General features: G+C 38.3%; 17 protein-coding genes. 5 read left to right on the top strand and 12 right to left on the bottom strand.

All coding sequences use genetic code 11. From position 1 onward, the window contains the following. Positions 1-133: 133 nt before the first annotated feature. The 6 genes from ACF8D3_RS11710 to rpoD form a co-directional block, all read right to left on the bottom strand. Entirely contained in the window at positions 134-1318 is a 1185-nt protein-coding gene (locus ACF8D3_RS11710; protein WP_004876973.1) for an iron-containing alcohol dehydrogenase, read from the bottom strand. A 1-nt stretch (position 1319) separates the two neighbouring features. Continuing rightward, entirely contained in the window at positions 1320-1853 is a 534-nt protein-coding gene (locus tag ACF8D3_RS11705) for a hypothetical protein (RefSeq protein WP_004876971.1), read from the bottom strand. A gap of 81 nt (positions 1854-1934) precedes the next feature. Then, positions 1935-2591 carry a lipoyl(octanoyl) transferase LipB gene (gene lipB / locus ACF8D3_RS11700; RefSeq protein ID WP_392471632.1) on the bottom strand — a complete coding sequence of 219 codons (657 nt, stop codon included), beginning with the start codon at positions 2589-2591 and terminating at the stop codon, positions 1935-1937. Further along, positions 2578-3324 (bottom strand): hypothetical protein, encoded by a 747-nt coding sequence (locus tag ACF8D3_RS11695; protein WP_392471631.1) that lies wholly within the window; start codon positions 3322-3324, stop codon positions 2578-2580. Before ACF8D3_RS11695 ends, lipB begins: the two co-directional genes overlap by 14 nt. 146 nt (positions 3325-3470) lie before the next feature. Further along, positions 3471-3758: a YbeD family protein gene (locus ACF8D3_RS11690; protein ID WP_004652212.1), complete on the bottom strand. Its 288-nt coding sequence runs from the start codon at positions 3756-3758 to the stop codon at positions 3471-3473. Positions 3759-3896: 138 nt separating this feature from the next. Continuing rightward, positions 3897-5783 (bottom strand): RNA polymerase sigma factor RpoD, encoded by a 1887-nt coding sequence (gene rpoD / locus ACF8D3_RS11685; protein WP_026094036.1) that lies wholly within the window; start codon positions 5781-5783, stop codon positions 3897-3899. Between the two features lie 352 nt (positions 5784-6135). On the opposite strand from rpoD, the gene ACF8D3_RS11680 reads away from it, so the two are divergent. Both ACF8D3_RS11680 and ACF8D3_RS11675 read left to right on the top strand, forming a co-directional pair. Then, on the top strand, positions 6136-6342 hold the full coding sequence (locus ACF8D3_RS11680) for a PA3496 family putative envelope integrity protein (RefSeq protein ID WP_004876963.1): 207 nt from the start codon (positions 6136-6138) through the stop codon (positions 6340-6342). Between the two features lie 76 nt (positions 6343-6418). Further along, on the top strand, positions 6419-6943 hold the full coding sequence (locus ACF8D3_RS11675) for a YecA family protein (RefSeq protein ID WP_004876961.1): 525 nt from the start codon (positions 6419-6421) through the stop codon (positions 6941-6943). 138 nt (positions 6944-7081) lie between these two features. Here the strand turns inward: ACF8D3_RS11675 and ACF8D3_RS11670 are convergent, their stop codons facing one another. Further along, positions 7082-7687 carry a LysE family translocator gene (locus ACF8D3_RS11670; RefSeq protein ID WP_312101871.1) on the bottom strand — a complete coding sequence of 202 codons (606 nt, stop codon included), beginning with the start codon at positions 7685-7687 and terminating at the stop codon, positions 7082-7084. 101 nt (positions 7688-7788) lie between these two features. Here ACF8D3_RS11670 and ACF8D3_RS11665 point away from each other — a divergent pair, with 101 nt between their 5' ends. Then, a complete protein-coding gene (locus ACF8D3_RS11665) occupies positions 7789-8670 on the top strand; it encodes a LysR family transcriptional regulator (RefSeq protein ID WP_312101874.1) in 882 nt (293 codons plus the stop codon). Here the strand turns inward: ACF8D3_RS11665 and tmpT are convergent. The 3 genes from tmpT to ACF8D3_RS11650 form a co-directional block, all read right to left on the bottom strand. Then, positions 8664-9308: a thiopurine S-methyltransferase gene (tmpT, locus tag ACF8D3_RS11660; RefSeq protein WP_392471628.1), complete on the bottom strand. Its 645-nt coding sequence runs from the start codon at positions 9306-9308 to the stop codon at positions 8664-8666. The genes ACF8D3_RS11665 and tmpT overlap by 7 nt on opposite strands. Positions 9309-9363: 55 nt before the next feature. Next, on the bottom strand, positions 9364-9984 hold the full coding sequence (locus tag ACF8D3_RS11655; RefSeq protein ID WP_312101880.1) for a DedA family protein: 621 nt from the start codon (positions 9982-9984) through the stop codon (positions 9364-9366). Positions 9985-10130: 146 nt separating this feature from the next. Beyond that, the gene (locus tag ACF8D3_RS11650) at positions 10131-11063 is read right to left on the bottom strand and encodes a rhodanese-related sulfurtransferase (protein WP_007484151.1); all 933 of its coding nucleotides are present in this window, start codon (positions 11061-11063) and stop codon (positions 10131-10133) included. 110 nt (positions 11064-11173) lie between these two features. On the opposite strand from ACF8D3_RS11650, the gene ACF8D3_RS11645 reads away from it, so the two are divergent. Next, complete coding sequence (locus ACF8D3_RS11645; protein ID WP_029424821.1) at positions 11174-11665, top strand: DUF1289 domain-containing protein; 492 nt, start codon at positions 11174-11176, stop codon at positions 11663-11665. Here ACF8D3_RS11645 and ACF8D3_RS11640 read toward each other — a convergent pair. Beyond that, positions 11662-12318, bottom strand: a complete 657-nt coding sequence (locus ACF8D3_RS11640) for a DUF2306 domain-containing protein (protein ID WP_312101884.1) — start codon at positions 12316-12318, stop codon at positions 11662-11664. The two genes, ACF8D3_RS11645 and ACF8D3_RS11640, sit on opposite strands and share 4 nt — an antisense overlap. A gap of 69 nt (positions 12319-12387) precedes the next feature. On the opposite strand from ACF8D3_RS11640, the gene ACF8D3_RS11635 reads away from it, so the two are divergent. Then, positions 12388-13053 (top strand): YARHG domain-containing protein, encoded by a 666-nt coding sequence (locus ACF8D3_RS11635; protein ID WP_312101887.1) that lies wholly within the window; start codon positions 12388-12390, stop codon positions 13051-13053. Between the two features lie 72 nt (positions 13054-13125). On the opposite strand, the gene gltA is transcribed toward ACF8D3_RS11635, so the two are convergent. After that, a complete protein-coding gene (gene gltA / locus ACF8D3_RS11630; RefSeq protein WP_004876951.1) occupies positions 13126-14400 on the bottom strand; it encodes a citrate synthase in 1275 nt (424 codons plus the stop codon). Between the last annotated feature and the right edge of the window lie 100 nt (positions 14401-14500).

Below are 14500 nucleotides of genomic sequence, written 5' to 3'. Positions count from 1 at the left end.
CAGTAGCTTTGGAGATTTTTTAGCAATTTTTTAGCCAATTTGCCAAGAAAAAAGATGAATGAAAATTCACGAAACCAATAAAAAAGGTTCGATTTAAGAAAAAATCGAACCTTTTGGTGTTTTAAGTATTGATTTACCAAGCTTTTTTAAGAATAGCTTTCAGGTCATCTATATTTGCTTCTTTTGGATTATAAATGATAGATCCATCATTTAATGCCTTCTCAGCAACTTCATCTAACTGAGCTTCAGTGACCTTTCCTGTCTCTCTTAAGGTGCGGGGAAGCTTAGTTAAGCTAAATAATCGATCACGCATGGTCAAAATTGTGGCAATTGCTTTTTCTGCCCGGAGATTGGCAGGAGTCTGTGCATAAATGTCTGCGCCTGCAAGCGGTAATAATAATTCACCGATCTTGTCGCCATTGATCTCTTTGTTGTATTCCAGCACATATGGCAAGAATAAGTTCATGCATAAACCGTGGGGTAGATGTGCAACTGCACCTAAAGCATGACCTAAAGAATGTACTAAGCCAACCATTGAGTTTGAGAATGCGATACCGGCCATCGTTGAAGCCTGAGCAAGTTCTAAACGACCTTGAGCATCACTTGGATTGTCCAATACTTTGAATAGATTTTCACTGATTTTTTTGATCCCAGCACTTGCATAAGCATCACTTAATGGATTTGCTGCTAAGCATGTATAAGCTTCAACGCAATGAGTCAGTGCGTCCATACCTGTCATGGCTGTAAGGTGCGGTGGCAAAGTTTGCGTCATGCGTGGATCAAGGATCGCAGCATGTGGCATCAAATAATATGAAGCGAAAGCTAGTTTTACATTTTTCTGTGTGTCAGAAACAACAGCAACCATTGTTGCTTCAGAACCAGTACCAGATGTCGTTGGAATAACGAAAAATGGTTTTAATGGTTTTGGTAGATTGTGTGCACCAGAATACTGTAGTAAATCGTCACCGCCTTCAGAAACTAGAATATTGGTGGCTTTAGAGGTATCAATTACTGACCCACCGCCAATCGCAATGATCGCATCACATTTTTGTTTACGATAAAGCTCAGCTGCTTGACGAACGACTTCTAAACTTGAATCTGGTGGAACATCATCAAAGATTGCGCCAATGACTGCATCAGTTGTACTGAAAGCAGCTTCAATTGGATTGAGTAAACCATTTGCACGTACGCCTTTATCTGTAATGATCATTGGACGTTTTGCGCCTAAAGTGGCAAGTTCAAAAGGGATATGCTCTAACGCAGCGTTACCAGCAATTACTTTTACAGGACAAAAAAACTCGTAATAAGGCTTAGCCATGTTATGCGCTCCGTTTGAGATATGATTTCGCTACTTTAAGATAAATGTTTTTCGCACCCGTGAATTTTTCTTTTAATGTCAATTCGGCTGGGTAGCGTTTTACAGCAAGTGAAGCGATCAATTTAGGTAAGATCAGGGCTTCCATTTTATTCAAGCAACGTACAAGACGAATTGCGCTTGAAACATCACCATCAGCGATCATGCGATCATTGGCAAATGCCTGTGCCGTACTTTCTTGGAAAGAAAATACAAGAAATGCATGCGTTAGATGCTTGAAGGTAATGGTTAAATCAGGCTTTCCTTTGAAATTCGGTAAAAGCTCTAATTGTTTTTCTTCTGTTACACGAGCAATAAATGCAGGTCCATTTGGAAATACATTCATTGAAAGTATGAAGCCAATAGGAAATTTTGAAACTTCCTGTTGTACTTCACTGTCCACTTGGCTTGCCATTACTAAACCACGACCAACAACATCCATCATGAGTTTTACGTAGGCAAATTGCAAAGTGGGCTTCACTGCTTTGGTCGAAATCACTTGCGTATCCCTTGTTAAAATTATGCAAAAGCAAATTTAGAGTAATTACTCTAATTTATTTCTTTAGAATTGAAAAGTAATTTATTCAGATTTGACTTCAAGGTCATGAAAGAAATTTGTATTTTTTAAATAATCAACAAAATCATGACAAAGTTGCTCAAAGCTTGGGTAAGCTTTAAGCAAGTCTTGTAAGCGTACCATTTCTAAACCGGCGTATCCACAAGGATTAATGGTTTGGAAACCGCTTAGATCACAGTCAATATTTAAAGCTAAGCCGTGATAACTACGACCACGACGAATTTTAAAACCTAAAGAACCGATTTTACGTCCATGCACATAGACACCAGGTGCGTCTGGTTTCGCATAAGCCTGAATATCATATTGCTGAAGTAGATCGATCATCGCTTTCTCAGCAAAGCTAACCAATGTGCGTACATGCCATTTCAGGCGATTCAAATCAAACATGAAATAGGCAACCAGTTGACCTTTACCATGCCATGTCACTTGTCCACCACGGTCAGTATGAACAACAGGAAGGTTACTATGTATGAGGATATGTTCTGCTTTGCCTGCTTGACCTTGTGTTAACACATCTTGATGCTGTAATAACCAAACTTCATCTGGTGTAGTTTCATCACGGTGTGTTGTAAAGTCTTTCATTGCTTCAAAGCGTGCTGTGTAATCTTGTAGATCATTGAAGCAGCGAATAATTAAGGAGGGTTTATCAAGGTTCGTCACAATAAACTTCCTTTGTCTGAATGAATACGGTGTTGCGGAAAACCTGTTCCAATTGCTCATCTTCAGATTGATGCGGGTTGGCGCAATTTGACCAGTCACGAATCAATTGAATTTGTGCATATTGCACGGCATTTTTACTTTGTAATTTCGCATCAAAATCTTGTGCACGTTTTGCTAGGAAATCTTGATTATTTCCAAGCTTTAACTGATGTTTATTTTCTTCTTCCAAAGATTTTTTTGCATTCTGGAGTAGGGTGTTGCTATTTCGTGTATTCAGCGATTTGGCAATAGCAAAACATTGTTGACCATAGTCGCTGATCAACAATTTTTCAGGCTGTGAAAATGCAGCAGCAGTTAAGTAATTATGTCGATATTCTTGATCAAGAGCAGTAAGTAAATTTTGTTTAAGTGTTTGAAATGCCTTGAGCGGTATCGGATGAAGATTGTTTAATTGGGTTCGAGTGTTTTTATATTCTTGATCAATTTCTTTCAGTTTGATTTTCACAATATCTTCAGGTTTGAATGCATAAGATCTGCTATTTAATAGGCTTGTATGATGCAATTGCATCATTTGCACGGTATCTTGTAATTGCTTTTCTGAATATTGCTGAGGATTATATTGTCCTTCAAACTCACACAGATCATTTTGCCATGTAAAAGTCTTAGTTTTTGCATAGCATAAATTGGCGAATGAAACTGTAATTGCTGCGATTAGAAGCACATGCTTTTTCATCTGTAGATTCGCAACCATACATTAAAGAATTGTAGAACGGTATTTTAAGATATTAACTGATTTTTATCAGTAATTCAGTTGATTAGATATTATGTTGAAATCGGTATAAAAAAATCCAAAACACTTTCGTATTTTGGATTTTTATATTAAAGCGCTGTCTTAATTAAAGGACACGCTGCAAGATCAGCGTATAAGGCATGAACTTGTTCCAGCTCTTCAAAGCGTAATTGTGCAGTTAAAGAGTGGTATTTACCTGTACGTGACGGCTGAACTTTTACTGTGTCGCCATCAAATTCAGGAAAGTGCTTCTGTAGAATATCAACAACAGCTACTCGAAGTTCATCCCCAGCATTACCAATCAGTTTGATTGGATAGTCCATTGGGAAAACCCAAAGATGTTCTTGTAATTCACGAGAAGGAGTGCGGTCTAACATGAGCAACCTCTTAACTTGAAACGCCTGCATCAGTGCAGGCGCTTATGATCTATAACATAGATGGGGATGAAGTGTTGAACTTCAAGTCTTATACGGATTCAAAACAGAGTCTTGATTCCGTATAAGGTGGCCCAAATATTAGTCATTTTCTAAGAATGAACGTAAGTGTTCTGAACGAGAAGGATGGCGAAGCTTACGCAATGCTTTTGCTTCGATCTGACGAATACGCTCACGTGTTACATCAAACTGTTTACCGACTTCCTCTAAAGTATGATCGGTTGGCATATCGATACCAAAACGCATTTTCAATACTTTGGCCTCACGTTCAGTTAAGTTCTCTAGGACTTCACGCGTCGCTTCTTTTAAGCCTTCTGAGGTCGCAGCATCCACTGGAGAAGTGATGTTTGAGTCCTCAATGAAGTCACCAAGATGCGAATCTTCATCATCACCGATCGGTGTTTCCATCGAAATCGGTTCTTTCGCGATTTTAAGTACTTTACGAACTTTAACTTCATCCATTTCCAAACGTTCGCCTAACTCTTCAGGTGTAGGCTCACGGCCCATTTCTTGAAGAAGTTGACGAGATACACGGTTGATTTTGTTAATCGTCTCGATCATGTGCACAGGGATACGAATGGTACGAGCCTGATCCGCGATCGAACGTGTAATCGCCTGACGAATCCACCATGTTGCATAAGTCGAGAATTTATAACCACGACGGTATTCAAACTTATCTACGGCTTTCATCAAACCGATGTTACCTTCCTGAATCAAATCAAGGAACTGTAAGCCACGGTTAGTGTATTTCTTCGCAATCGAAATTACCAAACGTAAGTTTGCTTCGACCATCTCTTTCTTCGCACGGCGCGCTTTTGCTTCACCGACAGCCATACGCTTAGAGATATCTTTAATATCTTTAACGTTTAGACCAAGTTCTTTCTCGATATCAGCAATCTTTTGTTGGAACGCTAATACGTCAGGTCGTACTTTTTCTAAATGTGCTTTAGTCTCAGCAGGTGCTTTCGCAATCTGCTCATCTAACCAAGCTAGGTTTGATTCTTGTTCAGGGAAGGTTGTACGGAACTGAGTACGATCCATACGACCACGACGAACTGCATAACGCATGATTTCACGTTCATTTGAACGGATTTGATCATGTGTACCACGAATCATTTCAGAGATGATTTCAAATAAACGAGGAGTGAATTTGAACATCATGAATACAGCAGCTAAAGCTTCAAGAGCCGCTTTTGCTTCATCACTGTTACGACCATGTTTTGCAATAACCGTTTTAGTTTCATTCCAAGCAGCTTCTAACTCAGAAAAACGAACTTTCGCAACTTCAGGGTCTGGGCCTGAGTCGCCTTCAGAATCATCATCACTTTCTGACTCTTCTTCTTCGTCATCATCATCGAGTTTAACGTCTTTGGTTTTAGATGAAGCTTTTTCATCTTCCTCTATTTCTTCAGATTCCTCTTCTAAAACTTCAGGAATCTCTTCATCAGTTTCTGGGTCTAAATAACCAGATAGAATATCGGCAAGACGACGCTCACCAGTCAAAAAGTCATTATATTCTTGTAAAACTACTTCAACAGCGTTTGGCCAGTAAGCGATTGAATGTAAAACGTCACGAATACCTTCTTCGATACGTTTTGCAATGCTGATCTCACCTTCACGGGTAAGGAGTTCAACTGTCCCCATTTCACGCATATACATACGCACAGGGTCAGTGGTACGACCAGGCTCACTTTCAACCGATGCTAAAACAGCAGCAGCTTCTTCCTCTGCAACCTCATCCGCAGCTTCAGTAGATTCGCCAAACATTGCATCGTCAGTTTCAGGTGCACGCTCATGCACAGGAATACCGACGTCTTGAAGCATCTGAATGATGTCTTCAATCTGTTCGCTTTCTGTAATCGAGTCTGGGAGATGATCGTTAACCTCAGCGTAAGTTAAGTAACCTTGTTCTTTGCCTCGGCTAATCAGAGCCGCTACTTGCGAAGTAGGGGAATTCATATCGCTCATCTTTGCTTACTCTTTGTTGAATCTGTGGCGGTGAAAAACCGTGCATGATAGCACAATTCACTGGGAATGTTTTGGATTTGATCCGTTTGCTTTAAATAAAAAAATACGTTTGATTTCACGGTAGTTTGTTGAATATGGGGTTAACTATTATTTTTTCAAGCATCAAGTCCTTTCGAAATGAAGGAAATTTTCATTCTTGTTGCCCTTAATCTATAAATACACAAAAAAACCGCCGAAAAAAAGTACAAATTGGCGATTTATAGCAAAAAAATAAAATAAAACTTGACAAGAATTTTGAAGAAAGATAAATAGCGGCTAGACCCATTTAAATTTTTCATATTAGAGGTACTTAGTGTCTTCTACAGATTTTGAATTAGATGATGATAACTATGGCGATGATGATGTAAGTTTTGATGAGTCATCAGGAAAACTTACTGCCAAAGAATCATTAGAAAAGCGCCGTTTGATCGATGACTTATTAGCTCAACGTCGTCTCGAGCGAGAGTTAAAAGATTTTGATTATGATTTCGACGACGATGACCTCGATGACGAAGACTAAGCAAAATTGCTAAGACTTTATGGTCGAAAATGTTATGCTGTTGCCGATGTATTTTTAAAGTTGGATTAAAGAAAGAATGAGCACGTTAGATTTAGACTTATTGAGTAATTATCTCGACGGTGATCAAAACGAATACGGTCTAGATTTCGCAGCGACTCATGGCTTTTTGTGTGCTATTGCCGTTGGTCCAAAATTTGATCGTTGGTTAGATGAGCTTTTCGAGAGCAACCAAAAGAAAGTTCCAAGTGAAATTGTTGAACAAATCAAAGCATGGTTAGAATCGATTCGCCAAGATTTAGCGAATGAAAATGGAATCGAGTTTCCATTTGAAATCGAAGAAGCTGATGTAGATTCTAGCTTAGGTGATTGGAGCGTTGGTTTCGTCGATGCAATGTTCTTAAACGAAGAGGCATGGTTTGCACCAGAATTTGAAGAGCAATTGGTTGATTTAACTCTACCAATCATGGTGTTTAGCGGAATTGATGAAGAAGATCCGCAAATGGAATCATTCCGCCGTAATGGTCAGTTGATGGATGAGCTAGCTGAAGAAATTCCAGAAAACTTGAATGAAATTTATTTGATGTACCATACGCCTGCGTAAGGATGAATTTTGCAGTGATGTCATCTCAGTGCAATTATAAAACTAAGTGAATTAAAAACGTCCCCTAGAGGACGTTTTTTATATAGAGGATTTTGATTTACAGAGATCGTATATATTCTTGAGGGTATTGTGATTAAATTACAAACTAGACAATAATAAACTTAGACCTAAGCCACTTAGCACAGAGCCAATAATTCGATTAATAATAACTTGTTTTGCTAAAATTTTATTTCGAATAGTTGGTGTGGAGCAAAAATATGCAATCAATAAAAACCAGACTAAGTGACTGAAAGAGATAAATGCACCGTAACTCAAAAGATGAACAAAGTTATTTTCTGAACTCATAATTTGTGAAAATAAACTAATCACGAATAATGTCGTTTTGGGGTTTAAACTATTGGTTAATATGCCTTGTTTAAATGCTTGAAAAGCACTAATGGAAATATTTTTAGCATTGAAAGAAACTTTTTCCTGAGTAAATGTTTTATAACCGAGAAATATTAAATAAGCAGCGCCAATGTATTGAATAATTTGTAGAAGACTCGGAATATTGTTTTGTAAAAAACTTAGTGCAATTAAGCTATAGCTGATGTGAACCCAAACTCCACTGGCAATACCGCATGCGGTTAAGGTACCGAGCTTACGACCAAATAAATAACTATTTCGGGTGACTAGTGCAAAGTCAGCACCAGGACTAATCACAGCCAATACGGTAACCAATACGATAGCAATTATTTCATTCACTCAATTGACCTTGTAAAAATATACTAATGATTTATATATTTTTCATATATTTGCTATATTTAAAATCGAAGTTAATTTTGATTGATATATGAGATTTTGGAATGATTGAAAGGTTGTCTTTGAATTCTCTTAAGTTTTTCTATTATGTGGCACGCTATGAAAGCGTTACCGTTGCTGCGGAAAAGCTATTTGTCACCCAAGGTGCGGTAAGTAAACAATTAAAAAACCTAGATGATACGTTGGGTTATGCTTTGTTTGATCGAGAGGGTAGACATCTGATTTTAACTGATCGAGGACGGATCTTGTTTGAATGTTGCCAGCAGGTTTTCCAACAAATTGACCAGTGCCTAATACAGTTACAAGGTGAGATAAAATCGCAAAATACCTTGATCGTATCTTGTGAACCAACTATTGCCATGAAATGGCTTATTCCTCGTCTAGGCAAGTTTAAGCAGCTATATCCAAATATCGAAGTAGGTTTGTTGACCAGTGGTGGAGCAGTTGATTTTGATACTCAGAATATTGATTTAGCCTTGAGACGCAATGATTTTGATTGGGGTAAAGCTGTTTATAGCGAAAAAATTGCAGATGAATACATGCTGTGTGTTGGAAAACAAAATACTCAGTCGGTTGATCAGATATTCATTTCATCTTCAAGACCGAAACTTTGGCAGAAATTTTTAGAAGTTCAAAATGGTCGCTTTAATGAGCTAAATAAGTCCGTGTTGGAACATTTTTATTTATGTATTGAAGCTTCAATCGCTGGGCTAGGTGCTTCTGTGGTTTCAGCCTATATGGTTGAAAGGGAGATCAAGTATCAGATGTTAGAAAAGCTGAGCCCTGTATATAAAGATGACTCAGCTTATTTTTTACTGTCAGCTTCACCATTTGAAGATGATGTACGCAAAGTGATTTTTAAAACTTGGTTGATCGAGGAAATGCAAGCAAGCCAAGCTGAATTTTCTGCACTCAATATTCAATGACTTGTCGAAGTTTTTTCTAATAACCAAACATTTTCTTTTGCATCCACTTTTCCTTTGAGCTTTTCATACTCTGAGACTAATTGCTTGATTTGATAATGGCTTGCGTAATATTTTCTGATTTCTTGTTCAGGAACTGAGAAAGGAGGGCCTGCTAAAAGGTCTTGATCATATTCAAAGCTAATTAAGAGTTGAGGGGCATTCTGAGTCAGTTGTATTAGATGTTGGGTATATGTCTCACGCATATGTTCAGGTAATGCAACCAACGCCGCTCGGTCATAAGTTGCATCAATTTTTGAGATATGATCAATATTTAGTTCAAAAAAGTCACCAACATATAGGTCAATACTTTGATGATGGTAATGGGTCAAATCTCCAACTTGAGACACTGTGAACTCAAGCTTGAGTTCAGATATAAGTTCTTCAATTGCAATTGGGCTAAGATCAATCCCCGTGACATGAAATCCTTGCTCAAATAACCATTGGATATCTAGGCTTTTTCCGCATAATGGAATGAATATACGCGATTGAGGTTGTAAGTTTAATGATTGAATGTGTTTGATTAATAGAGGATTGGGGCTAGATAAATGAAATCCAATATTATTGCTTTGCCATTTGTCATGCCAAAATTCGTGTTTCATTATCTATCCTTAATTTTTTACTGAATGACTTGAAATATACGTTGTTGCTTCATTTTTAGCTATTTTTAGACTTATTAAGATAAAATCTTTTGAAGCACCACCAAGCGATATAGATAGTGACAATCGTTAAAATGAAATAGCTCATACGTTGCATAATTGCAGTCATGAGTGCTTGATTTTCACTAAAATGATAACCGAGATAAGCGAGAAAGCTAGTCCAAATAATAGTGCCCGCACTACTATAAATCATGAATTTTGCAAAAGGCATTCTGCTCATACCAGCGGGTATACTAATTAATGAACGAACAGCAGGGATCATACGTCCAAAGAAAACAATACGATGACCATGTTTATTAAACCAATTCAGCGCTTTCTCTAGGTCAGTAACTTGAATACGTAAATATTTTCCATAGCGCTCGATGAATTTAAATAATTGAGACTGAGGAACTTTCCTTCCTACCCAATACAACAACATTGCGGCAACGATAGAGCCAATGCTGCCAGCGATGATCACACCAATCAGGGTAAGTTCACCTTTTGAGGCTGTATAGCCTGCAGAAGGCATAATAATTTCGGAAGGAATTGGTGGAAAGACGTTATCCAGAAACATTAAAAATGCGATACCTAGATACCCAAGCTTTTCCATGATGGATAAGACCCACTCTTCAAGACCCATGCTACCCTTATATGTTTCATTTGATTATTGTTTTTAGAATAGTAGTGCTTGATCTAATGCTCAATGAGCAAATCGTTACATGTTTTAAATTTTTCAGATAATAAAAAAGCCATAGTCAAAACTATGGCTTAACTATGCTTTAGCGCTTATAGGCGTTTACGTTTTGCAGCAGCAATTTGCGATTGGCGCATACGGAAACCTTCTTTTTGTTTTTCTGTGGTTTTGTCGATACAGAAAACACAAGACACACCATGTTCATAACTTGGAAGAGCTGCTTCTTCTTGCGTTAAAGGCCAACCACATGCGTGACATTTGATATTTTCGCCTTCTTCAACACCATGTGTGACTGCAGTACGACCATCAAAGACGAAGCATTCTCCTTCCCACATGCTTTCTTCAGCTGGTGTTTCTTCAAGATATTTTAAAATACCACCCTTCAGGTGATACACCTCATTAAAACCTTCTTGTAGGAGTAGTGAGGTTGATTTTTCACAACGGATACCACCTGTACAGAACATCGCAATTTTCTTATCTTTATGCTGTTCAAGGTTTTGTTTTACATATTCTGGGAATTCGCGGAAAGTTTCAGTTTTAGGATCAATTGCACCCTTGAACGTACCTGCTTTGTATTCGTAATCATTACGCGTGTCGATTAAAATGACGTCATCACGGCTGATTAGCTCATTCCATTCTTTAGGATCTAGATAGTGACCAACTAAATCACGAGGTTTAACTTCTACGCCTAAAGTTACGATTTCTTTTTTAAGCTTGATTTTCATTTTACGGAATGGTTTTTCAGAGCTTTCTGACTCTTTATATTCCATTGCGTTAAAACCTTCGTTTAAAAGAAATTGATGAATGCGATCAATTGCTGCACGATCACCTGCAACAGTACCGTTAATTCCTTCTGAAGCAACAATTAGAGTTCCACATAAATTGATGTTATTCACTAAGTCCAAAAGACGTTGTTGCAGATCCGCTGCATCTGAAACTTCTTTAAATTGATATAGTGCCGCAACAACCCAATTATTGGTCGCTTGCTGTTCTACAGGTGCAAGCTGTTCTACAGTAGCGTTCATGGATAACTCCAAATGTATTAAGATAGGAAAAATAAGGCGCGTATTTTAGCGTGAAATTTAGAAATAAGCGAGAAAACCATAAAATGAATATGGTTTTAAAGGAGTTGGTTTTGAGTAATGATCGTCGAATTCCATCATTAACCCCGTGTGCAGGGCGTTGTTCAACGGTATTTGGTGATCTAGTTTGTCGAGGGTGTCGTCGTTTCAATCATGAAGTGATTCAATGGAATACTTACACACCTGACCAACGCTTAATGGTTTGGAAGCGTTTAGATGCGCAATTGGATCAGATCTTAGTCCCGTTATTGCCAAATGCAAATCTTCAACATGTCGAAGGCTTTATTCATGGTAAGCATATCCGTATTTTGGAAAATGCCAGTAAAGGTCGTAAGTTGTATCATGCTCTAAAAATTTGTGAAAAGAATAAACACTTAGCGCATGAAAGCGGTTTAGGTATTCACGATAAGCAAGTGAAACCTGTTTGGGATGAGTTTGAGCGCCGTGTTCTTGCACTTGCTAAAGCGAGTTATGAGTTGGCTTGGTTGCGGGCAGATGGAATTAGTTCCAATTTATTGCGTGCTTTAGAGGAAGATGAAATTTAATTGGATTTTGTCTTTTTTGCTAATCGATAGATGATGAGTTCCGCAATTAATAGATTAATTGTCCATCCAAGCCAAGCTTCAAGTTGGTAAATATGCAGTGGTGTGAGCCAATCAAAATACGGTTGTAACTCATATAAAATGAGCTTCCATGTTCTTAGGCTCAATGCTGATAGAGCAAGCGCAAAGCTTCGAATCATCCAGTTACGATGTTTTAGCCATTGTTTATGCATAGCGAAATATAGCGCTAAGGCGGTACTGCACCCCCAAAGTAATCCCAAAACAACAAAGCAGATTTGAGTGCTAAGACCACCATTGGCTGAAAATGCAAGAATAAATCCACTCGGTAGGGCAAATCCAAGTGTGGCGATGATATAGAGCCAGCCTGCATAACGATGTAAACGGGGTAGATTTTGACGAATGCTTCGAGAAAACTGTGTAAAACCTGCTAACAAAACAAAGCTACTTGTGATGACATGCATCTGAAAGCCAATCCGCCAAGGTTGGGTGTTGACGACATCTTGTTTTAATACCAAAAAATTGGTGTGATCTGACCAAGGAAAATAATTTAGGCAAATTTCAGTCATGAGCCAGCATAGATAACTGAACATGAGAAGGCTCAAAATTTGTAAAAATTGATTTAGGCTTTTCCACATAAAAAGTGATCACTATTATGGTATGGTATTCAAAAAACGAAATAATTTTAGTTGAACGAGAATATATACATGCAAAATTTTAAACAATTATTGATCTTAACTGTTGGTTTGGCAACGAGTACTTTTTCTATAGCACAAACGATGCAAATTGCACCTTCATGGACAGGTTTGTATAACGATGAACAGAAAATTTCATTATTCTTTCAACAAAAGGGCACAGATGTGTCTGGTTATAGTTTGTTAAATGGTAAGCAGACAAATTTTAAAGGCAATATACAAGCCACGGATACGAGCTATAAACTAATCTTGAATGAAGTCGGTCAAGGTGCTGACATTGGTAAGTTTATTTTAGAGTTCAAAAGTAATGCTGCACCTATTGAGGCGCAATGGTTGCCTACAAGTAAATCTGTAAAGCCGAAATTTTTTAGCTTGGATGCTCAACAGTGCAAGTATGCAAAAGGGCAGGGAGATTTCCCTGAAACATCCACTCGACTATTAAAAGATGGGGATTTGCAGGTTGCGAGAGGTGAGTTGGAATATATGCGTAATGAGATTTATGCACGTCATGGTTATGCATTTAAAACGAAGGAATGGGCAAATACATTCGCGATGTATGACTGGTATATGCCGTGTTATACCAATGTAGAAGGAAGACTATCTAAAATCGAAAGAGAAAATGTAAAACGTATTAAGATGGTCGAGCCCTATGCACAAAAGATGGATTGGGGACGTTAAAATTTCCGTACATGGTTGAAATAAAAAAGCTGCCAAAAGGCAGCTTTTTTAACATTAACTTTACTTAGAAAATTAACGTTTGATATCGCGTTGTGTTTCACCAGTATAAAGTTGGCGTGGACGACCAATCTTGTATGGTGACGCGTGCATTTCTAACCAGTGGCTGATCCAACCAACAGTACGTGCAAGCGCGAAGATAACAGTGAACATCTCAACTGGGATACCAATCGCTTTTAAGATGATACCTGAGTAGAAGTCAACGTTTGGATAGAGTTTACGTTCTACGAAGTAAGGGTCGTTCAATGCAATTTTCTCAAGTTCCATCGCAAGAGCAAGCTGTGGATCATTGATACCTAATGCTTCAAGAACTTCGTCACAAGTTTGCTTCATTACTTTAGCGCGTGGATCGAAGTTTTTGTAAACACGGTGACCGAAGCCCATGAGTTTAACTTCTTTACGCTTCACTTTTTCCATGAATTCAGCAACGTTTTCAACGCTACCAATTTCATCAAGCATTTTAAGAACGGCTTCGTTCGCACCACCATGCGCAGGTCCCCAAAGTGCTGAAATACCTGAAGAGATACAAGCGTAAGGATTCGCGCCAGTTGAACCTGCAAGACGAACTGTAGAAGTCGATGCATTTTGTTCATGGTCAGCATGAAGTGTGAAGATACGATCCATTGCTTTAGCAAGGATAGGATTTACTTTATAATCACGGTCAGCAGGTGTAGCAAACATCATGTGTAAGAAGTTTTCTGCATAACCTAAGTCATTACGTGGGTAAATGAACGGTTGACCTACTGTATATTTGTAGCTCCACGCTGCAAGCGTAGGAATTTTAGCAATTAGGCGAATTGCAGTAATTTCACGGTGGTTGATATCTTCGATATCTAAACCGTTGTGATAAAACGCAGATAAAGCACCAACAACACCAACCATTATTGCCATTGGGTGAGCATCACGACGGAAACCATTAAAGAAACGGCTTACTTGATCGTGAACCATTGTGTGGTTACGTACTTTAGCGTCAAATTCTGCTTTTTGTTCAGCATTTGGAAGCTCGCCATTTAATAATAAGTAGCAAGTTTCTAAATAGTCTGCTTGAGTCGCTAATTGATCAATTGGATAGCCACGGTGCAATAACACACCTTTGTCACCATCAATGAATGTGATCTTAGATTCGCAAGCAGCTGTCGCCATAAAACCAGGATCGAAAGTAAAGTGACCAGATGCTAATACATCTTTAACGTCAATTACATCTGGGCCCAATGTGCCGCTGTAAATTGGTAATTCAATTTCTTTGCCATCAAGCTGTAATACGGCTTTTTTGCCAGTTGCTGCAGACATTCAATAGATCTCCTGTCCTGGTGAATGATTATCTGACTCGAAATCCTAATCTTGTCATGTGCGAATCAGACGGTGTCAAAATTTGCTATAAGATTAGTGG

Source organism: Acinetobacter sp. YQ_14 (assembly GCF_043102985.1).
In the GTDB taxonomy this organism is placed as follows: Bacteria; Pseudomonadota; Gammaproteobacteria; order Pseudomonadales; family Moraxellaceae; genus Acinetobacter; species Acinetobacter venetianus.
This window is presented reverse-complemented; position numbering and strand designations above follow the sequence as displayed.